The organism is Oscillospiraceae bacterium (assembly GCA_009780275.1).
Classification (GTDB): domain Bacteria; phylum Bacillota; class Clostridia; order Oscillospirales; family UBA929; genus WRAI01.
The window spans coordinates 1-20,144 of sequence record WRAI01000002.1 but is presented as its reverse complement, the minus strand read 5'-3'; the positions used below and the strand labels follow the sequence as shown (position 1 = coordinate 20,144).

Here is a 20,144-nt window from a genome sequence, read left to right as displayed (position 1 = left end):
AGTGTAAGGGCATACGTTGCACGGAAACGACTCACTGCTTACACCACAATATCTAGTAGCATATCCCCGTATCGACACCAAAATGCCTTGATTTTACAAAAGGTGCTTGAAATTGCGAAAGATTTGTTGTATACTGCATTATGTCTACTTTAATGAAACTTCATCTGTCACCGACCCATTATAAAGACATCAGCGCATAATGTCAAGCCTGGGAGGATATAAAAATAATGAAACGACTCAAAAAACTAATTCCCTTATTGCTGGTTGTCGCCATAATTCCGTTGCTTGCGCCTTCAACAACGCAAGCGACGACGGTTACATCTAATCCCATTATGCGTATCGGCTTGGCGCATGGCTCAGGCTTATTATCTCAAGTGCGCTTGGAGAACGTTGTGGGCAGCGGCTTTGAAATTGGTACATACAGCAATGGGCGTATCTTTACGCGCCAGCAGTCTGTTACTGCTACCGCTATTATCATCGCGCCCCGCAGTGGTTCGGCAACGGGCATCACCATTACTAACGCTAACACAGGAGCGGTGCTTGCACAATACGATCATGCCATACACGGCTTGGGTATCCGTCCTATCAGCACGGGAACAGCCGAAACTCGATTTGTGCATAGTTCATTCCGTGATGACGGCGCTTATCGGCGCTTCAACGGCGGTTTTGAGTTTCTGCGCATCAGCGGCGGTAATATGCGCGTGGTAAATGTTTTGCCGATGCAAGAGTATTTGCGCGGCGTTGTGCAGTGGGAGATGATGAACCACTGGCATATTGACGCGCTGAGAGCACAAGCCATTGCGGCACGAAGTTTTGCATTTGCGCGTCCCTTTCGTACGGAGCTGTTCTCGCCGCACAGAGGGCCTGGCAGAGAACATGGCTTTGACAAATGCGCTACAACTTGTTGTCAAGTTTACCGCGGCCGCGGCCGCGCCACGGCAAATACTGACAGAGCTGTTGACGAAACCATTGGTGTATACATGTTCAATGCCAACAACAATCGTGTTGCCATGACAACCTATCATGCCATGAGCGGCGGCATGAATGAAAATGTCAGTAATGTCTGGGTTCCCGGAAACCACTTGACGCACCCGTACCTCATGCCGGCGGCGCGAAACTTTTATACATATGAGTCGACAGCCGCTGCGCCGTATGAATTTGCGAGAAATAATCTCAACTGGACACGGACGTTTACCAACGAGCAGTTTACCGAACGCTTACGCGGCTTGCGTGACACAGACGGCAATACGGTTGCTGGCAACATTGTCAACGCTTTCATTGAGGAACGTACGCCGTCGGACAATGTGCTGACGTTGACGTTTGTCAATGAAAATGGGCAGCACTTCCGTTTTAGGCGCGAACGTGCGCGGACTGTTTTAGGTGCACCACCGCGCAGTCAGCGCTTTTGGATTGACCCTGTCGGCGGACAGTTGGCTGATATTACGACGCAGAGTGAAACCGGGCAGAGCGCACCGTCATCGCCCGCCGGTATGTATGTTATCGGCATCGACGGAACGCCGCATGTTATTGCCGCCGATGCCGATTTGTACGTTTTGACGAGTGGTGGGTTACAGGCTATCGGTGCAGGCGACAATACGGGTGAATATATTCTGCATGGCTCCGGTTGGGGCAACAATATCGGTATGAGTCAATACGGCGCGCAGGGTATGGCGCTTGCAGGCAACAGCCACCGCGCCATTTTACAATTCTTCTATCCCGGCGTGGAGATAAGGACGGTGAGCTGAGTGTCTACTAAAACATCCGATTATAAATACGATTTACCTGAAGAACTCATTGCGCAGACGCCGTTGGCCAACCGTGACGGTTCACGTTTACTTGTCCTCGATCGTCGCACGGGCGCAGTCGAACACAATATGTTCGCTAATCTGCCGAAATTGCTGCGCCCCAACGATTGCTTGGTGCGCAACACTTCCAAAGTCTTGCCTGCGCGACTGCTCGGACAAATGGAGGGCGGCGGCGCATGTGAGTTATTGCTGCTCAATGACAAGTCCCTTGACGGCGTATTGCGTTGGGAATGTCTTGCGCGACCCGGCAAGAAATTACAGCCCGGCAAGCGCGTGGTTTTTGGCAACGGGCAACTGACAGCTGAAATCGAAGGCTTCGGCGTGGATGGCACGCGCCTTGCGCGCTTTGAGTGCGCCACGCCATTTTACGAGACGCTGGATGCGTTAGGACAAATGCCCCTGCCGCCGTATATTAAAGAGCGATTGGAAGACAACGACCGCTATCAGACGGTCTATGCTAAAGAAAGCGGCTCAGCCGCTGCGCCGACCGCGGGTTTACATTTTACCGAACGATTGCTCCAAGAAATTGCTGACAACGGCGTGACGATTGCCGATGTAACGTTGCATGTCGGTCTCGGAACATTCCGTCCCGTTAAGGCTGATGATGTCAGCGACCATATCATGCACAGTGAACACGCCATTTTACCACAGGAAACGGTCACGGCCATCCAAACTTGTCGCCAAAAGGGTGGCCGCATCATTGCCGTCGGCACAACGGTCTGCCGCTTACTTGAATCTTTCGCCGCTGAGGGTGAATTAAAAGCCGGCGAAATGGATACACAACTCTTTATTCATCCCGGCTATCAATTCAAAGTACTCGATGGTCTGATTACTAATTTCCATCTGCCGGAAAGCACGCTGCTTATGCTTGTTTCGGCGTTTTCTAGCCGTGAGTATATCCTAAATGCATACAAGCAAGCCGTAGACGAAAAGTATCGATTCTTTTCATTTGGCGACGCCATGTTGATGATATAATGGAGGTGGCAGCGTGGCTCTATTCGACAAAATTCGCGACAAAGCTCCCTTGTTTATCAAGGATGGTGTCCCGCACTATGGCAGCGAGCGCGAGGGCGATCAATTCCGCGACTCTGATATCGAAAAATGGACGACCGGCGGTCATTTTGCCCGCCGTTGGCGTGATAAAGGGCAAGCAAACGAGTTTCGCAACGATGTCTACATGAACTTATGCCGCAAGGCCGCTGCCTTAAATTTGCCGCTGATGGATATTGCTTGCGGCCCAAATCTTGGGCTGTTGCCCGATATTATTGCCATTAATCCCAATATACAAGCTTTAGCCACTGATGCTTGCCCCATTCTAATCGAAAAGTGGCATGAATTCTTGCGAACCAATGCCCCGGAGGTCAACATCGAGTTAGCTTGTTTCAACGCCGCCGATATGCCTATCCGCGACAATTCGGTTGATACAATCACAAGCAGTATCGGATTCGGCTCGTTGCGTTATGCCGGCGTAGACCAAATGGACGGCATCGGCGAAGCCTACCGCGTCCTCAAACCGGGCGGCTATATTTTTGCGATTGAAGGCGAATTTGAAGATAACGACATCGTGCAAAAAACATTTGACCTATGGGGCAAAGAAAATTGGTTCGGCAACGACAAATTGACGTGGGTACAGCGCTTTAAGCAGGCGGGGTTTGTTGTCGAAGAGGAAACGTGGCGTTCACGCAGTGTTGATAACGATTGGGATTTGGGTGACGCAGCGGCATCATTTGGACTTGAAATCGCTGTCGTCAGCAAGGCATATATACTAAGGAAACGGTAATGAACAACTTTACACTCCTTTCACAAGACAAAAACGCCCGCCGCGGTGCATTTATCACCGCGCACGGTGCAATACAAACGCCGTTCTTTATGAATGTGGCAACACAGGCCGCCATCAAAGGCGGCCTTTCGGCGTACGATTTAGAGCAAGTCGGTTGCCAAGTGGCGTTGTGTAACGCCTATCATCTACATCTGCGCCCGAGCGAAAAAATCATCAAAGATTTAGGCGGATTGCACGGCTTCATGAATTGGCAAAAGCCTATCTTGACCGACAGCGGCGGCTTTCAAGTCTTCTCGTTGGCAGGGCTGCGCAAAATCACCGAAGGGGGCGTGACGTTCAACTCACACATCGACGGACGTAAGATTTTTATGGGCCCCGAAGAGAGCATCGACATTCAAATGGACTTGGGTGCCGATATCATCATGGCCTTCGATGAATGTGTAGGAAACCCTGCCACACGTGAATACGTAGCGCAATCTTGCCGACGCACAACGCGTTGGCTAGAACGTTGCAAAACAAGATGGAGTGAACACGCAGGGGACACACACCAAGACGTCTCACAGAATACCATGCTGTTTGGAATAAATCAAGGCGGCACATATGACGACCTGCGCATTGATCACATGAAAACCATCGCCGAATTCAACTTGCCCGGCTATGCCATCGGCGGCTTGGCCGTCGGTGAGCCAGCTGAGGTGATGTATCATATCATCGAAACCGTTATGCCGTATATGCCGGTTAACAAACCACGTTATCTCATGGGTGTCGGCACGCCGTGCAATCTCATTGAGGCCGTTGCCCGCGGTATTGATATGTTCGACTGTGTCATGCCCGCCCGCAATGGACGTCACGGTCATGTGCAAACATGGCAAGGGCGCATGAACCTGCGCAATGAAAAATATAAATTGGATGCAAGTCCCATTGAAGGCAATTGCCAATGCTTTGTCTGCCAAACCCACAGCCGCGCCTATTTGCGGCACTTGCTTGTGAGCGGTGAAATGTTGGGCATGCGGCTTTGTGCGGCACACAATCTGTATTTTTACAATCACTTGATGGCGCGTATGCGGGCTGAAATTGAGAGCGGCACATTCGAGAAATTCCGCAGACAATACGTGCCGCTGCTTGATGAACGCATTTAATTGTGGAGAAAGCGCCCCTATGTATCTTGAGAAAAAAGGAGAATTTTCATGCTGACTGCCATTGACAGTTTCGATAAATCAATCATCCGATGGGTGGACTCCATTTCTTTTCCGCCTGTCATAGACAGCTTGTTTCAGCTTGTGAGCAGAATCGCTTACGAGGTCGCCATTTGGCTTGTCTTTGCTGCGATTGTGTTTGTCTTCACGCGCAACAAAATCCCCGCCATTGCGATGGTGTGTAGCTTAATCATTGCCTTTGTGCTTGTCCAAGATGTCATCAAGCCGCTTATTGAGCGTCCGCGTCCTTACAATGTGATAGAGAATCTCAATTTACTTGTTGCAACGCGCGACACGTCGAGCTTTCCGTCAGGGCACACCACCGGTGCGGTAGCGGCGGCAGTGACATTTTTTCGGCTGAGTAAAAGTAATTTGCGCTACGGGTTGATTGTCTTTGCGTGGTTGGTCGCTGTATCACGTGTCTACTTAAAAATGCATTACGTTACCGATGTGCTGGCAGGCATAGCGTTGGGGTTCGGCATCGGCTTACTGGTGTCGCTACTGGTACGCAAATGGCTGGAACGCTATAGAAGGAGTAGACATGCATGAAAAATAGCGGGCAAAGCGTAAATAAGTTGGCAAAGTTTCTCGGAATTGCCGATAGCGGCTTGTTGCCGCCGCTTGCGCTTGCTCCTATGGCAGGCGTCAGCGACAAGGCATTCCGCGCATTATGTAAGCAACATGGCTGCGACTATACCATCACCGAGATGGTGAGTGCCAAGGCGTTGGTCTATCAGGACAAAAAAACCGTCAATTTATTGGGCATCAACGACGGCGAGCACCCCTGCGCCGTGCAAATCTTTGGCAGCGATCCGTCCTGTATGGCTGAAGCGGCCGACAAGGCATTGGCGTTATCGGCTGCCAACATTATCGATATTAACATGGGTTGTCCCACGCCAAAAATCGTCAACAACGGCGACGGCAGTGCGTTGATGAAAGCACCCGAATTGGCGCGAGATATTGTCGAACACGTCGTCCGAGCCGTCAAGCAACCCGTGACAGTCAAAATTCGCCTTGGTTGGGACAAGGGCAGCATCAATTGCGTAGAGTTTGCAAAAATGTTGGAGCAGGCGGGTGCGTCAGCCCTTGCTGTGCACGGGCGCACACGCAGCATGCAATATAGTGGCATCGCAGACCACGATACCATTCGCTTGGTCAAAGAGGCTGTCAGCGTCCCTGTTTGGTGCAATGGTGATATCCGTGACGGAACAACGGCCAAGCGCGCTTTGGCCATCAGCCGCTGTGACGGATTGATGATTGGTCGCGCCGCATTTGGCAATCCGTGGCTTTTTGCCGAAATCAAAGCGGCGTTGGCGGGTGAAGTCGCGCCTTCGCTGCCGAGCATACAAGAAATTGCAAACACTGTATCTCAGCAATTTGAAATGGCACGCCAGCATCGAGGCGACAAAGTCGCCATTCTCGAAATGCGCAAACATTTTGCTTGGTATTTGCACGGCCGCCCGTATATGCAGGAAGTTAAGCGCAAGATAAATGCTATGCAGTCGGCCGAGGACTTTTACGCCATCGCCAAGAAGTTGTAACAAAAATGTGAACACAGCGTCATGTGGTGTGTTCATTTTTTTGCGCTGAAACGCAAAAAAATCGTAGAAAATTACGAAAAACCCCTTGCAAAGTTCGCAATTGTCGTATATAATACCCCTTGCAAAAAGGAACAAAGAGGAGGAATAGTATGACCTATCATAAGAAATCGATTGATGACATTAGCGTAAATGGCAAGAAGATTCTCGCCCGGTGCGATTTTAATGTGCCGCAGGACAGCACGGGCAAAATCACCAACGACAACCGTATTGTGCAGGCGCTGCCGACCATTAAGGCATTGCTGGACAAAGGCGCGGCAGTGATACTTTGCTCGCACTTAGGTCGTCCCAAAGGACAATTTAATGACAAATTTTCGCTGACGCCCGTGGCAAAACGGTTGAGTGAGCTGCTTGGGAAAGACGTCGTAATGGCAACAGATGTTGTCGGTGCTGACGCCAAGGCAAAAGCTGCGGCATTGCAGCCCGGACAAGTTATGCTGCTTGAAAACGTGCGTTTCCATGCAGAAGAGGAGAAAAATGATCCGGCATTTGCCAAAGAGTTGGCATCTATGGCGGACATTTATGTTAATGACGCATTTGGCACCGCCCACCGCGCGCACGCTTCAACAGCGGGTGTGGCCGACTATTTGCCCGCCGTTAGCGGCTACTTAATTGGCAAGGAACTCGGCATCATCGGCGGCGCGTTGGAAGCTCCAAAGCGTCCATTGGTGGCCATTCTTGGCGGCGCAAAAGTGTCGGACAAAATTGGCGTCATCAATAACCTGCTCGACAAATGCGATACCATTATCCTTGGCGGCGGCATGGCGTATACCTTTATCAAAGCCAGAGGCGGCAATATCGGAAACAGCCTGTGCGAAGATGATAAAATCGACTATGCACGTGAAATGATGGCAAAGGCCGAGGCAAAAGGCGTAAAATTGCTTCTGCCGCTGGACAATGTGACGACAACGGAATTTTCGGCGACAGCCGAGGCTGAAACCTTCGATTGCGGTTGCATTCCCGATGGCCGTGAGGGCATGGATATCGGACCAAAGACCATTGCGGCATTCTCAGTCGCCGTCAAAGATGCGGGTACAGTCATTTGGAACGGCCCGATGGGTGTATTTGAGTTCGACAAATTTGCCGCCGGCACGCGCGCCATTGCCAAAGCGTTAGCCGAAAGCGATTGCGTTTCCATCATCGGCGGCGGCGACAGCGCGGCAGCCGTTGAGCAGCTCGGTTATGCTGAACAAATGACGCACATTTCCACCGGTGGCGGTGCGTCGCTAGAATTCATGGAAGGCCTGGTGCTGCCCGGCATTGCTTGTCTGCTAGATAAATAGAACTGCCGAGCAGGCGGCCGGTTGTCTAAGGCGCACTTCATTTTCAGCGTGGTGTGACTTGGCTGACCGAAGAGTCGCTGTATAAGAGGCGTGATGGCTTAGCGCTTTTGAGCAGACGCACTATATCATTTCATAAATGCAACATAGGAGGAAATATCCAAATGAACAGAAGATATCGAAAAACTATTATCGCCGGCAACTGGAAAATGAACAAAACCGCCACCGAGGCAAAAGCCATGATTGAGGAACTAAAACCATTGGTAGGTAAGGCAAAATGGTGTGACATCACATTATGCGTACCATCAGTGATATTGGTGCCGGTGCAACGTTATTTGCGCGACAGCCGTATGGCTGTGGGCGCGCAGAATATGCATGAGCAGGAGTCGGGCGCGTATACCGGCGAAGTTAGTGCCGCCATGCTCAAAGACGCAGGTGCTAAGTATGTGATTATCGGACACAGTGAGCGCCGGCAGTATTTTAACGAAACCGACAGTAGTGTCAATCAAAAAGTTAAGCGAGCGCTAGAAGTTGGTTTGCGCCCCATTGTGTGCGTGGGAGAGAGCCTTGAAGAACGCGAGATGGGTTTAACACTTGATGTCATTACTCTGCAGCTGCGTGCGGCATTGGCGGGCGTGCCGGCTGAGAAATTACGCCGCGTCGCCGTGGCATATGAGCCGATTTGGGCGATTGGAACAGGCAAAACGGCTACGGTCGAGCAGGCCGGTGAAGTCAACACACATATCCGTGTTGTTATTCGTAAAGAGTTTGGCGCACGTGTATCGCGTTCGGTGTCAATTCTATACGGTGGCTCAATGAACGCTAAAAACGCTTACGAGTTGCTGGCACAACCTGATATTGACGGTGGGCTTATCGGCGGCGCGTCCCTCAAAGCCGAAGACTTCGCGGCAATTGTTAATGCTGCAAATCAACCGACGTAATTGTATGTATTGCGTAGGGGCGGGCATGGAACCCGCCCCTACGCATTTGTGAGTAATTAACGAAAATTTTAGAAGTGAGGAAACCTATGTTAAAACAACCCCTTACCCTAATCATCATGGACGGCTACGGCATCTTGCCGCCCGCGGCGCAAAATAACGCCGTCGCTGCCGCCTATACACCGCGCTTGGATGACTTATTCGCATCTTATCCGCATACGGAGTTGGCGGCATCGGGCTATGATGTCGGCTTGCCCGCCGGACAGATGGGCAACAGCGAGGTGGGGCATACCAACATTGGCGCGGGACGTGTTGTCTTTCAAGACTTGCCGCGCATTTCCAAAAGCATTGACGATGGTGATTTTTTTGACAATCCCGCTTTTTTGCAGGCCGTCGCTGACGCCAAAACAAAAGGAAAGTCGCTCCATCTGATGGGGCTGTTGTCGGATGGCGGTGTTCACAGCCACAACACGCACTTGTGGGCATTGTTGGAACTTTGCAAGCGACAGGGTTTAGAGCGTGTGTATATCCACGGTTTCCTCGACGGGCGGGATGTGCCGCCGCGTTCGGGTAAGGCGTATGTAGAAGAATGCACGACAAAATGTGCCGAAATCGGCGTTGGTAAAATTGCCACGCTGTCAGGTCGCTATTACGCTATGGACAGAGACAAGCAGTGGGAACGCCTCGAATTGGCCTATGCTGCCATGGTATACGGAAACGGTGTGCTGATGAACAGTCAGCCTGTACAAGCCGTGCAAAATTCGTATGATAAAGATATTACCGATGAATTTTTTGTGCCGACGGTCATTGACCAAGATGGTGTGATTGCAGCCGGCGATTCGGTGATTTTCTTCAATTTCCGCCCTGATCGTGCGCGTGAAATTACCCATGCGCTGTGCAACCCGAAATTTGACGGGTTCAAACGACAGCAGGATGATTTGGGGTTAACATTTGTGTGCATGACGGAATACGAGCAGGATATGCCTAACGTGACGGTTGCGTACGAGCCAAAAGTGCTGAAAGACCTGCTGGGTGAAGTCATCAGCAATCATGGCTTGACGCAGTTGCGCATTGCCGAAACGACAAAGTATGCCCATGTGACCTTCTTTTTTAACGGCGGCGAGGAGAAAACATACCCCGGCGAAGATCGTGTGTTGATTGATACGCCCGACGTTGCCACATTTGACTTAAAGCCTGAAATGAGTGCGTATGAGGTGTGCGACAAGGCTGTTGAGTTGATTTTGCAGGGCAATTATGATGTGGTGGTCCTCAATTTTGCAAACCCGGACATGGTGGGGCATAGTGGTAATTTTGACGCGACGGTCAAGGCCGTTGAGGTGACAGACGAATGCGTCGGTCGCGTGGTGGACGCCGTGCGTTCGATGGGCGGCATTTCATTAGTGACAGCCGACCACGGCAATGCCGATAAAATGTTGGATGATGATGGCGTCACCCCGTTTACGGCGCACACGACCAGCCCGGTGCCGTTGATACTTGTAACGACTGCAGAATGTAGATATGCGAATACAAAATTACGTGCGGGCGGCAAACTCGGTGATATTGCGCCGACGATGTTGGCGTTGTTGGGGATTGAGAAACCGGCAGACATGACGGGTGAAAACTTGATCGTGTAGGGACAATCCATGGCTGTCTGTTTTTCCTGTTGACACAATAACCCAAATTTGATATGATAAACTCATCACAAATGAAGGAGAAAAGTATGAAAAAATATCTTGAAATCGTAGACATCGTCGGGCGCGAAATTATCGACTCCCGCGGAAACCCTACTGTAGAAGTCGAGGTTTACGTCGAGGATGAAAATGGGATGCACGTTGGTCGTGCGGCTGTACCATCGGGTGCATCAACCGGCATTTACGAGGCCTGTGAGCTGCGCGACGGCGATAAGAGTCGTTACGGCGGCAAAGGTGTACTCAAAGCCGTTGGAAGCGTCAACGACGAAATCGCCGACGCTTTGATGGGTTTTAACGTGCTCGACCAAGTCGAAATCGACCGCACGTTGATTGCTTTGGATGGCACAGCGAACAAAGAACGCCTTGGTGCTAACGCTATCTTGGGCGTATCGCTGGCGTGTGCCAAAGCGGCGGCGACAGCAACCGGCGTACCGTTGTATCAATATATCGGCGGTGCGAATGCCAAAACCTTGCCCGTACCCATGATGAACATCATTAACGGTGGCGCGCACGCATCAAATACTGTTGACATTCAAGAGTTTATGGTCATGCCGGTGGGCGCAAGCTCATGGTCGGAAGGTCTGCGTTGGTGCACCGAGGTGTTCCACACACTCAAAAAAATCCTGCACGATAAAGGCTACGCCACCAACGTCGGTGATGAGGGCGGCTTTGCGCCCAACCTAAAAAAAGACGAAGAGGCGTTTAAAGTTATCATTGAGGCCATTGAAGCCGCTGGTTTCAAGCCGGGTGAGGACTTTAAATTGGCCGTTGATGCCGCCGTTAGCGATTGGTATCAAGAGGACGGCACTTACTACCTGCCTAAAGCTAAAAAGACCATGACGCGCCAACAGCTTGTGCGCATGTGGAAAAAATTTGCCGACAACTATCCCATCGTCAGCATGGAAGACTGTATGGGTGAAGAGGACTGGGAAGGTTGGAAACTGTTGACAGATGCATTGGGTGATCGCGTACAACTTGTCGGCGATGACTTGTTTGTCACCAATGTCGAGCGTTTGAGCAAAGGTATTGAACTCGGTGTGGGCAACTCGATTTTGATTAAAGTCAATCAAATCGGCAGCTTGACCGAGACACTGGATGCTATCCAAATGGCAGCACGTGCAGGGTACACGTCGGTTATCAGCCACCGCAGCGGTGAAACTGAAGACGTGACGATTGCCGACATTGCCGTGGCTGTTAACGCAGGACAAATCAAGACGGGCGCACCATCGCGCACTGACCGTGTTGCCAAGTACAATCAGCTCATCCGCATTGAGGAAGAACTGGGCGACAGTGCCCAATATCCGGGCGGCGATGCTTTCTTTAACCTGTAAATCTGCAATATCAAAAGGGACGGCGTAATGGCAGCCACCCATAAAACAGCATTTGTTGTTTTCGCCGCAGATGTAGCATTACGCTGCATCTGCGGATTTTTCTTGTGTGGTGCAAGTTCCGTGGGTGTCCGATAGCGGCGTTGTATGGAGTTCAGACTGCACTGCGTTGCTCAAAATATAAATTTACCTACTTCGTATACAAATGCACCTGCGACAACACAAAATATGAACCGTCAAGTGTAATCTTATAATACTGATAGATTTTTGGTTTGTCAATGCTAAATGCTTTTTCAGTATAAAGCGTAACAGGCTTTGGGAACTCATTCTGTGCGTCAAGTAAAATCCACTCTCCGCCCTTGCTTTCCGCTCCATATAAAGCCCAACCATTCGGCACATCAAGCCGCAAGCCCGTAAACAATCCGTACATTTTTAATTCAACAGGCTTGTCCATTTCAAACAAAATGTCATGACTGCCGCTATTTGATTGATAATCATATGGGCCGGCATAGAAATAATCGCCGCATTTCCCATTGAATAAATTGCTGATATTATCGTTGGCGTTGCCGTGCAAGTCTGATACGCCACTTACACGCAGTTTATTATTAATGCGTGTCAACCCATCGGTTGCAGGGTCGAGGATAGGACGGCTTGCCGTGCCGTGTGTTAATTGCAATCTAAAATCCAATATTTTTTGAATACTCTCTAACGTGTCAGCATCGGGATTTTTGAAACATAAGCCACTGCACACATTGTTAAATGTTTTTCCGAGTATCGTTGCAGATTTTGGCGTACAATTTCCGTGACATTTTATACAATAACCTATATTATTATGTATGGTTTCCAGCAAACCCTCTCGTTCGATGAAGTCTTGATATTGGACAAGCTCTTTCTCATTCATCAGAATATTCCACGAATTGTCGTCACGTTTTCTTGCGCCAATACCAATATATCCAATGCTTTTGCCCTTTATATTCAGATTCCATCGGTTCGTTGAGCTCCATTTGTATGTGATATTCCGCGCATTGCAATAATCCAAGAACGCATACGCGACTTGTTTTGATTTGTCACCCATGCACTCCCTCGATGCGATTACATTTTCTAATTTGGGTTTGGTTCGTCTTTGCTCTTGTGCTAATGTTTCCGGCATAGTATCACCTCATTTGTAACGCTCCTATATATTATACCACATTTACAGCAATCATTGCAAAAATTGCTCATTCTGCCGGATTTGTTATCCATTCGTCCCTTGTTACTGTAAATGTGCCGCCCTCAAATTGCGATGTCGTGCCGTCAGCGTCGGGGCTAAATTTATTTTCCATCCACTTGTCTGTAACTTTCATTCCGAGCTTGTACAGCGGCGCAAGTTTTTCCTCATCATCTAACGCCCAATATGCTATGATACTCAACGCGCCGAGTTCGAGGAAAGCGTAATTATATAGGGCTTTTAAGGCTTCGTATTCATAGCCCTGCTCGCTATAAGTAGAATTCATCACATGACCAATATCCAATTTTTGATTTTCGTCTATGCCATTGAAGTTAATGAAGCACACAACTTTTTTCAAGTCTTTTGCTTCGACAACCCAAAATTGATTTTCTCCGGCGAAATAGTTGCACATTCCTTTGATTCCGTCATCATCAGTCGGCCATGCGTGGTCGCAAGCTGCAAACGGAGAACTTTCCTTTGATATGGCGATTTCTTGTAAGTCTTTCCAATCGTCAGCTTGTATTTTTCTGATAATAATTCGCTCTGTTTCGATTTTCATGATTGATTTAGTTCCCATTTTGAATTTTCCTCCGTATACTTGAATTTGCACAGAAGCGCGATGATATTCTTCATACGTTTTTTCTTTTCGGGTTGTGGACGGCGGCACACCATGAAACGATTGATACGCCCTTGTAAAGGCTTCGGGCGAATCGTATCCAAGCATGAGAGCCAAGTCTAAAATTTTAATGTCGCTATTGACTATCTCATGTGCCGCGATTGTCATGCGCCTATTTCGGACGTATTCCGAAACGGGAATGCCGCAAGTCATCGAAAACATTTGCTGAAACTTTGGCAACGAACAGGCGCAGATTTTACAAACTTCGTTGTAGTCAACCTCGCCCCGCAAGTGTTCTTCAATGTAGTCAATAGCTTTATTTAGTCCTGCTATCATTTCCATTTCTTTTACCTCCAAATGTTGGTGCTCCGTAGCGGAAACCACGCTTTTCGCACAGGAGCATCATGCATCACAATGCACATTGTTTTTACAAAACTATCATAGCACAAATCAAAACAAAAAACCTTGCAAAATAAAAAAGTTTCTGCAAGGTTTTGATGTTGATAATATAAAATTGCTTGTTCGCCGCAACCATCACACCACCGCAAGATTACCCTCAAAATAAGCATATAAATCTAATATATCACTCAATATGTTATCGTCTATATCAAACCTAAATTCCCTATGATACCCGCTGCGTGTTTCAATCGCCTTGTACACATGGCACAACTTTACATCTTTGCCTTTGTATTTCGCCGTAGTGAAACTATATGGATTTTCGCGCTGCATCGCCGCAAGGAAAGGGCAGTCAATCGTCAAAGGTGTCGCAAACGTTCGGATTTCAAAAAGTGGTGGAATCAGGCGATTGGGAATATTTAATGATGGCTATTTAGAGCATAAGGGGCGGATATCTACCCTTTTTTATATGCAGGGTGCAAGTATCCCTCTCTGCTAATAAAAACCCCTTCTGCGGGTTTTACTACACTAACATACATAAGAGCAAGCCCTTGCTCCTTACTTCCGACTTAATGGCCGCACCAAACACCCCTTGCTAAAGCCAATCAAATCTTCGCGTCCGACTTCCCGCAGTGCCGCAATCACCAGTTTTCGCTTTTCCGGCCGCCGCCATTGCAGCAATGCGCGCTGTAAGCTGCGCTCACGTCCATCCGGTACGTGTACTTGCTGCATGGTCAATGGGTTAAGTCCCGTGTAATACATACACGTTGATATTGTGCCCGGTGTGGGGTAAAAATCTTGCACCTGCTCGGGGTGCTTGCCCGCCTTGTGTAGATACAATGCCAACGCCACGGCGTCTTGCAGCGTCGTGCCTGGATGCCCGCTCATTAAATACGGCACAAGGTACTGCTCCTTGCCGTATTTTTGGTTGAGCCGCTTGTATTTTTCGGCGAATTTCTCGTACACCTCATGCCGCGGTTTGCCCATCGCGGCCAGCACGCTGTCGACGCAGTGCTCGGGTGCTACTTTGAGTTGTCCTGAAATGTGATATTTGAGTAGTTCGGCAAAACATTCGCCGCTTTTATCTTGCATTAAGTAGTCAAACCGAATACCGCTGCGGATAAAAACTTTCTTTACGCCGTCAATGCCACGCAGCTTTCGCAGCAGCTGTAAATAATCGCTGTGGTCGGCGTCCAGGTGCTTGCAAGGTTCGGGCACGAGGCACTTCTTAGAACGGCATAAGCCAACATTCAATTGCTGCTGACAAGACGGTCGCCGAAAATTCGCCGTCGGGCCGCCGACGTCATGCACATAGCCTTTCCATTGTGGATGCTGTGTAAACATCTCCACTTCGCGCGTTATCGACTCATGCGTGCGGCTGCCTACCATTTTGCCCTGGTGAAAACTCAGCGCGCAAAAATTACAATCGCCAAAACATCCGCGGTTATGTGTCACCGAGAATTGTACCTCTTCTAATGCCGCTACAGGCATACCAGTCGCCGCGTAGCTTGGATGAACTAGTCGTGTATATGGCAGCTCGTACGTCGCGTCCAAATCTCGTCCTGTCAACGGCAGGGCAAAGGGGTTAACAATTAAGAAGCGGTCGCCATGCGCTTGCGCAACAACACGTCCGCGCACCGGGTCACATTCATCAACTTGCACCTTAACAGCCTGCGCATACGCAAATTTATCGACACAAACATCTTCGTAACTTGCGCATGTGATTGCGCTGTCGGGCACAGACTTCGTAATGTATGCCGTGCCTGCAATGCCATCCATGGCTGTGCCGCTTTTTAGTCTTGCCGCAACTTCGCAGATCGACCGTTCACCCATGCCATACACCAGCAAATCAGCCTTAGCGTCAAACAAAATACTGCGCCGTACGCGATTCTGCCAATAATCGTAATGTGCAAACCGCCGTAAACTGGCCTCCAAGCCGCCCAAAACAATCGGCACATTAGAAAATGCCTCCCGCGCCCACTGCGAGTACACAATGCAAGCTCGGTCAGGGCGCAGTCCCGCTCGTTTGTCCGGCGAATAGTAATCCTCGCTGCGTCGCTTCTTAGCTGCAGTGTAATGCGCTACCATTGAGTCAAGATTGCCCGCCGTGACGAGAACGCCATAGCGTGGTTTGCCAATAGCACGCAAATCTTCTGCCCCTTGTGGCTGTGGCAGAATGGCGATACGATAGCCCTCACGTTCCAACACGCGCCCGATGACAGCCGCGCCAAATGATGGGTGATCAACATATGCGTCACCCGTCACGAGCAGAAAATCATAGTAATGCCAATCACGAGCAAGCATATCATCACGTGAGATGGGGAGGAAGTCTTGGTGCATGAGCATGTCCTTTCGGTTGATGAGACCATTATAATGCAGACGGTGAGATTGTGCAAGTCTATGCATTTCAACTTACAACTGTTTATCAAGAACAGTCAACCGTACACAAAAATTTTCTAAAATTTCATCTTGTTTTATCTTATTCAACCGATTGACAAACATTTCCAACTATGATATCGTATACGTAACGATTTAACAACCATGCGTCAAAAGCTATTTCGACAAAACCCTTAGCTGCTAGTGGGCATCGTTTTTATCAACTTAGACAAGGCAATTTGTTTTTAGCAACTGCAGCATTTACCTCCGGCAACGCTACGCTTAGTATGATATCTGCTCCGAGTGCAGCTCAAGTTGATCGGACATTATGGCGGTTTCAACGAGATGGCAATGCCTATCGTATTATCAGCAGACAAGCAGGCTTAAATGGCTGGACAGCCGCGCTTACCGGGGCATCTACAACCGGTGCTGCTGCAAGTCTCGTTATGCGTGGGCCAAATACACCGCGTCAGAGATGGTATGTTCGAAATGTGGCGAGCTTTCTACATCATCAATCCAATCGCCCATATCCGTGGAGAGCGATCTCACCAACATTTTCTGTATTCTTGCGCCCCAATTTGGGAGGCTGGGAGACGGCTGTTCGGGATGGTATTTTAGCTTGGAACAGAAGAGATGGCGGGCGCGATATGGGTGGCAGTATTGCGACAAGAACAGGAAGTGCTGATGCGTCATTACCTCATCAATTCGAGGCTAGAAATGAATAAAATTATGAAAAAAATATCCATACTATTATGTCTCACACTCATGCTGGCGTTAATGGCTTGTTCATCTCCGCAAGACCCTCCCGAAGTAGAATTCACATATATACACGGAGAAGATTACTATTTCAGCACGGTAGAAGATCTAGTTACACGCGTCGATCATGTTTTCGTTGGCACGGTAACCGATATGTCTTTTAATGTAATAAGCACTGAAACAGGTAGAGCACCTACACCTGAGTGCAATCCCGAGCGTTTGTCGCTGGGCAGAACCTACTATGTCACTGTTCTTACCGCCTACAAAGGTGCGGAGAGAGACGTTATGCGTGTCACTGTTGACGGAGGCATCAAAGGTTATCGAGAAGAGGAGCAATTGGCCCTTATACAAGAAGCAGGCGCACACTATTGGGATGGCGTTTACCGCATTCCCATTGAGGTGGGACTCTATCCGTTAGAGATGGGTGAAACCTATTTGTTTGCTGTACTCGACCTAAGAATTGAACTAGATGGATATAGCGATTTTGTTGGTATAGTCAATGCAACGCAATCATTACTTGAGTTGAATGACCCATTCGAAATTGTGCACGATAATAGTGGTTTATCTGCTGAAGCGATTATCAGCGAGTTTGGGGAAGAAGCTTTTGAGGAGCATTGGGAAAACTGGCAACATAATACTCCCGACTGGGAACAACGGCTTGAAGAAGGCAATGTGAGTAGCAGAGTGTATAATCATCAAGACTATCAAGGCGATGACAACGAGCAGTAGTGCTAAAAAGGGCGCGGGAAACCGAAGCGTACAGATTGGCATAAAGAACAGTACGTCTTAAAAGTTCCAGCTGATGGCAATTTCGGCGTTGGATATGTGAATGGCTTTTGCCAACATATCTAACGCCGATTTTTTGTTTTCAAAAGAGGTGTTTTCCCAGTCTTCTACATGGTCGTAGATTGTGGCTAACTTGTCCGCTTTTACCGTTTGGCGTATAGATATGTTCTCCTGTTGGAGTTCTTTTCGGCTGTGGTCGAGTTCCTCAACCTTTTCGTTTATGTAGTCCATTAAGATAGTATTTGCGCCCGTGACTTTGGTCAACAAGTCGGCTATTTCGGTGTCTAGCTTGGCAATTTTGATGTCGTTCTCCCTCACTTTTGGGGGAGTTTCGTTTTTTGTATTGCCCGATAGTGTTTTGAACTTTGCCAACTTATCCCTCATTGCGTCTAAGACATAGTTTTCTAATGCGTTAATGTCTACCCTGCCACCAGTACCCTTGCAAAGCATCATGGTTGAGTAGTTGCTACAAACGCCGAGCCTATTTTTACCTGATTTTCTAACCGCAAGAGCATATCCACAGTTACCACATTTGAGTTTACCTAATAGCCAAGAGCTTGTACCTCTTTGTGTTTTTGTAGAGTATTTACTGTTTATAGAGCGTAGCCTGCATTTCAGCCATTCCTCGGAAGATATAAAGCCCTTATGTGGTGCTATTACAATTTCCCTGCCAATAACGTCAGAGCGTTTTCCATTGCTAGAAGCAGTCCCTGTGTATAAGTAGCAACCTCTGCCGTCAAACTCCGATACATCGCTATGAATAGTTGCCCCATGGCTTTTGTAAAACTCATAAATCGATAAGTCGGATTGTACATATACAGGGTGGCGAAGTATTTCACTAAGTCTTGACGTACTCCATGCTTTATCATTTAGCTGGCTAATCCCATTGTCTAATAAATAGCGCAACACATCATTTAATGAGTTGTTACTATCTGCATACAGTGAAAAAATCAACTTAACGTGTTCGGCTTCTTCTTTGTGAATAACAAACTTCGAAGTTTTCTTTCCGTCTATGGTCGTTTTGGCTTTTCTAAAACCATACGGAGCAGTCCCACCCATGAAAAAGCCTCGTCTACTTCGAGAGTCGAAAGCATCTTTTACTCTTTGTTGTATTGTCTCCCTTTCTAACTGTGCAAAAACAATACAAATATTGAGCATAGCACGTCCAACGGGGGTACTGGTATCAAACTTTTCTGTGACAGAAACAAACTCTACTTTGTGCTGTTCAAAGAACTGTATAAGCCCTGCAAAGTCTAGTATCGAGCGACTTATACGGTCTAGCTTGTAAACGATTACTCGTCTTATTAGCCCTTGCTTAATATCCTCTACTAAACGCTCAAAATCTGGTCTGTCTAAGTTCTTTCCACTGTAACCCTTGTCGGAATAGACTTTGAAGTTGTTACCTCGTGTTTCATGCTCACACATGGCAATTTGGCTTTCTATTGATATACTATCTTCTTTGTCTACGGATTGTCTTGCATATATTGCATCATACATCGTTACCTCCTATCACGATGTATAAAAATAACATACCGCTAGTGGCTATTATACACCGTTTTATCAAGGTTTTCAAGGCATTTTTGCCTATATTATTCGCTTTGCTTGGCTTGTTCTTCTTTATGTTTTTTGAACACTTCATATAGCCCTTTCTCTATTGCTCGTGCGTTCTTGTCGCAGTAATCGGGGGATATATTTATGACTGTAAATTCTCGCTTGCCGTCATGTAATTTATCTATATGTACATTCTTTGCCGTTCTCTTGGCTTTTTCAATTGGTGTTTCTATTTTTGTCATAAGCTACACCTCGTTTCTTGTTGAGCCTATGATGTCTAGGAGTTGCATATGCAAATCCTGCTACTTAAAAAGGTTGTACCTTTAATTGTAGCAGGATTTTATGTAGACTTGATGTTATATACGTTAGGCGTATATAAAGATAGATTTTGAAAAGAAAATTATACGTCTTGCGTATAAATCGACATATTTTGAAAAATTGCTGTTAATATCCACTTCGGGGTGGTAAAAATGCGTCTCCGTATTCGGAGATTTAAGAGTGGATAACGATTTGAAATAAGAAGTGTTGGCTAGATTGCTTAATATAAAACAAGCGACCTATGCAAGGTATGAAACACGGAGAAATAATACCTCCGTCTTCTAAGCTGATAATACTTGCAGATTATTACAAGACAAGCATTGATTATTTACTCGGACGAACAAATAACATAAGCCCATACAGCAATGAAGAGCCTGTACAGGTCAATAAAAACAGCACAATAACCTTGTGCCCAAAGTGTACTAATTACATACGCCAGTTAATATAAATAATCAAAGCCAGCCGCGCCCCGCAAACCCGCCAGAACACTACATTTAATCATCACTCGACAGAGAGGGGTCT

The 20,144-nt window shown here is 48.0% G+C and carries 17 protein-coding genes and 1 pseudogene; 12 read left to right on the top strand and 6 right to left on the bottom strand.

Annotated features, from left to right (window positions below):
- Positions 1 to 227: 227 nt before the first annotated feature.
- The 10 genes from FWE06_00760 to eno all read left to right on the top strand — a co-directional run bounded on the left by FWE06_00760 (position 228) and on the right by eno (position 11,619).
- Positions 228 to 1,745, top strand: coding sequence for a SpoIID/LytB domain-containing protein (locus tag FWE06_00760; protein ID MCL2545711.1), 1,518 nt, complete (start codon positions 228 to 230; stop codon positions 1,743 to 1,745).
- A complete protein-coding gene (gene queA, locus FWE06_00755; protein ID MCL2545710.1) occupies positions 1,746 to 2,780 on the top strand; it encodes a tRNA preQ1(34) S-adenosylmethionine ribosyltransferase-isomerase QueA in 1,035 nt (344 codons plus the stop codon). It abuts the gene before it with no gap.
- A 13-nt stretch (positions 2,781 to 2,793) separates the two neighbouring features.
- Positions 2,794 to 3,585, top strand: coding sequence for a class I SAM-dependent methyltransferase (locus tag FWE06_00750; GenBank protein ID MCL2545709.1), 792 nt, complete (start codon positions 2,794 to 2,796; stop codon positions 3,583 to 3,585).
- Positions 3,585 to 4,724, top strand: coding sequence for a tRNA guanosine(34) transglycosylase Tgt (gene tgt / locus FWE06_00745; GenBank protein ID MCL2545708.1), 1,140 nt, complete (start codon positions 3,585 to 3,587; stop codon positions 4,722 to 4,724). Before FWE06_00750 ends, tgt begins: the two co-directional genes overlap by 1 nt.
- Positions 4,725 to 4,772: 48 nt before the next feature.
- On the top strand, positions 4,773 to 5,330 hold the full coding sequence (locus FWE06_00740; GenBank protein ID MCL2545707.1) for a phosphatase PAP2 family protein: 558 nt from the start codon (positions 4,773 to 4,775) through the stop codon (positions 5,328 to 5,330).
- An 86-nt stretch (positions 5,331 to 5,416) separates the two neighbouring features.
- Positions 5,417 to 6,322: a tRNA dihydrouridine synthase DusB gene (gene dusB, locus FWE06_00735; protein ID MCL2545706.1), complete on the top strand. Its 906-nt coding sequence runs from the start codon at positions 5,417 to 5,419 to the stop codon at positions 6,320 to 6,322.
- A 149-nt stretch (positions 6,323 to 6,471) separates the two neighbouring features.
- Positions 6,472 to 7,662, top strand: coding sequence for a phosphoglycerate kinase (locus tag FWE06_00730; protein MCL2545705.1), 1,191 nt, complete (start codon positions 6,472 to 6,474; stop codon positions 7,660 to 7,662).
- 161 nt (positions 7,663 to 7,823) lie between these two features.
- Positions 7,824 to 8,600, top strand: a complete 777-nt coding sequence (gene tpiA / locus FWE06_00725; protein ID MCL2545704.1) for a triose-phosphate isomerase — start codon at positions 7,824 to 7,826, stop codon at positions 8,598 to 8,600.
- Positions 8,601 to 8,686: 86 nt separating this feature from the next.
- Positions 8,687 to 10,231: a 2,3-bisphosphoglycerate-independent phosphoglycerate mutase gene (gpmI, locus tag FWE06_00720; protein MCL2545703.1), complete on the top strand. Its 1,545-nt coding sequence runs from the start codon at positions 8,687 to 8,689 to the stop codon at positions 10,229 to 10,231.
- A gap of 86 nt (positions 10,232 to 10,317) precedes the next feature.
- A complete protein-coding gene (gene eno, locus FWE06_00715) occupies positions 10,318 to 11,619 on the top strand; it encodes a phosphopyruvate hydratase (protein MCL2545702.1) in 1,302 nt (433 codons plus the stop codon).
- A 187-nt stretch (positions 11,620 to 11,806) separates the two neighbouring features.
- On the opposite strand, the gene FWE06_00710 is transcribed toward eno, so the two are convergent.
- The 4 genes from FWE06_00710 to FWE06_00695 form a co-directional block, all read right to left on the bottom strand.
- Positions 11,807 to 12,766, bottom strand: a complete 960-nt coding sequence (locus FWE06_00710) for a hypothetical protein (GenBank protein ID MCL2545701.1) — start codon at positions 12,764 to 12,766, stop codon at positions 11,807 to 11,809.
- A gap of 67 nt (positions 12,767 to 12,833) precedes the next feature.
- Positions 12,834 to 13,781, bottom strand: a complete 948-nt coding sequence (locus FWE06_00705; protein ID MCL2545700.1) for a GNAT family N-acetyltransferase — start codon at positions 13,779 to 13,781, stop codon at positions 12,834 to 12,836.
- Positions 13,782 to 14,393: 612 nt separating this feature from the next.
- Positions 14,394 to 16,175, bottom strand: coding sequence for a YgiQ family radical SAM protein (locus FWE06_00700; protein ID MCL2545699.1), 1,782 nt, complete (start codon positions 16,173 to 16,175; stop codon positions 14,394 to 14,396).
- A gap of 480 nt (positions 16,176 to 16,655) precedes the next feature.
- Positions 16,656 to 16,904: a hypothetical protein gene (locus FWE06_00695; protein ID MCL2545698.1), complete on the bottom strand. Its 249-nt coding sequence runs from the start codon at positions 16,902 to 16,904 to the stop codon at positions 16,656 to 16,658.
- Between the two features lie 84 nt (positions 16,905 to 16,988).
- On the opposite strand from FWE06_00695, the gene FWE06_00690 reads away from it, so the two are divergent.
- Positions 16,989 to 17,696, top strand: coding sequence for a hypothetical protein (locus FWE06_00690; GenBank protein MCL2545697.1), 708 nt, complete (start codon positions 16,989 to 16,991; stop codon positions 17,694 to 17,696).
- Between the two features lie 57 nt (positions 17,697 to 17,753).
- On the opposite strand, the gene FWE06_00685 is transcribed toward FWE06_00690, so the two are convergent.
- Both FWE06_00685 and FWE06_00680 read right to left on the bottom strand, forming a co-directional pair.
- Positions 17,754 to 19,250 carry a recombinase family protein gene (locus tag FWE06_00685; protein ID MCL2545696.1) on the bottom strand — a complete coding sequence of 499 codons (1,497 nt, stop codon included), beginning with the start codon at positions 19,248 to 19,250 and terminating at the stop codon, positions 17,754 to 17,756.
- Between the two features lie 92 nt (positions 19,251 to 19,342).
- Positions 19,343 to 19,546, bottom strand: a complete 204-nt coding sequence (locus FWE06_00680) for a hypothetical protein (GenBank protein ID MCL2545695.1) — start codon at positions 19,544 to 19,546, stop codon at positions 19,343 to 19,345.
- Positions 19,547 to 19,774: 228 nt separating this feature from the next.
- Between FWE06_00680 and FWE06_00675 the strand changes: the two are divergent.
- Positions 19,775 to 20,070, top strand: a pseudogene (locus tag FWE06_00675) (helix-turn-helix domain-containing protein).
- Positions 20,071 to 20,144: the final 74 nt, after the last annotated feature.

Coding starts and splice junctions, on each gene's coding strand:
- FWE06_00690 (MCL2545697.1), top strand. CDS start 16,989: ATGGCTTGTTCATCTCCGCAAGACCCTCCCGAAGTAGAATTCACATAT.
- FWE06_00700 (MCL2545699.1), bottom strand. CDS start 16,175: ATGCACCAAGACTTCCTCCCCATCTCACGTGATGATATGCTTGCTCGT.
- eno (MCL2545702.1), top strand. CDS start 10,318: ATGAAAAAATATCTTGAAATCGTAGACATCGTCGGGCGCGAAATTATC.
- dusB (MCL2545706.1), top strand. CDS start 5,417: ATGGCAGGCGTCAGCGACAAGGCATTCCGCGCATTATGTAAGCAACAT.
- FWE06_00710 (MCL2545701.1), bottom strand. CDS start 12,766: ATGCCGGAAACATTAGCACAAGAGCAAAGACGAACCAAACCCAAATTA.
- FWE06_00740 (MCL2545707.1), top strand. CDS start 4,773: ATGCTGACTGCCATTGACAGTTTCGATAAATCAATCATCCGATGGGTG.
- tgt (MCL2545708.1), top strand. CDS start 3,585: ATGAACAACTTTACACTCCTTTCACAAGACAAAAACGCCCGCCGCGGT.
- FWE06_00680 (MCL2545695.1), bottom strand. CDS start 19,546: ATGACAAAAATAGAAACACCAATTGAAAAAGCCAAGAGAACGGCAAAG.
- FWE06_00760 (MCL2545711.1), top strand. CDS start 228: ATGAAACGACTCAAAAAACTAATTCCCTTATTGCTGGTTGTCGCCATA.
- gpmI (MCL2545703.1), top strand. CDS start 8,687: ATGTTAAAACAACCCCTTACCCTAATCATCATGGACGGCTACGGCATC.
- FWE06_00695 (MCL2545698.1), bottom strand. CDS start 16,904: ATGACGCATCAGCACTTCCTGTTCTTGTCGCAATACTGCCACCCATAT.
- FWE06_00705 (MCL2545700.1), bottom strand. CDS start 13,781: ATGGAAATGATAGCAGGACTAAATAAAGCTATTGACTACATTGAAGAA.
- FWE06_00685 (MCL2545696.1), bottom strand. CDS start 19,250: ATGTATGATGCAATATATGCAAGACAATCCGTAGACAAAGAAGATAGT.
- tpiA (MCL2545704.1), top strand. CDS start 7,824: ATGAACAGAAGATATCGAAAAACTATTATCGCCGGCAACTGGAAAATG.
- FWE06_00730 (MCL2545705.1), top strand. CDS start 6,472: ATGACCTATCATAAGAAATCGATTGATGACATTAGCGTAAATGGCAAG.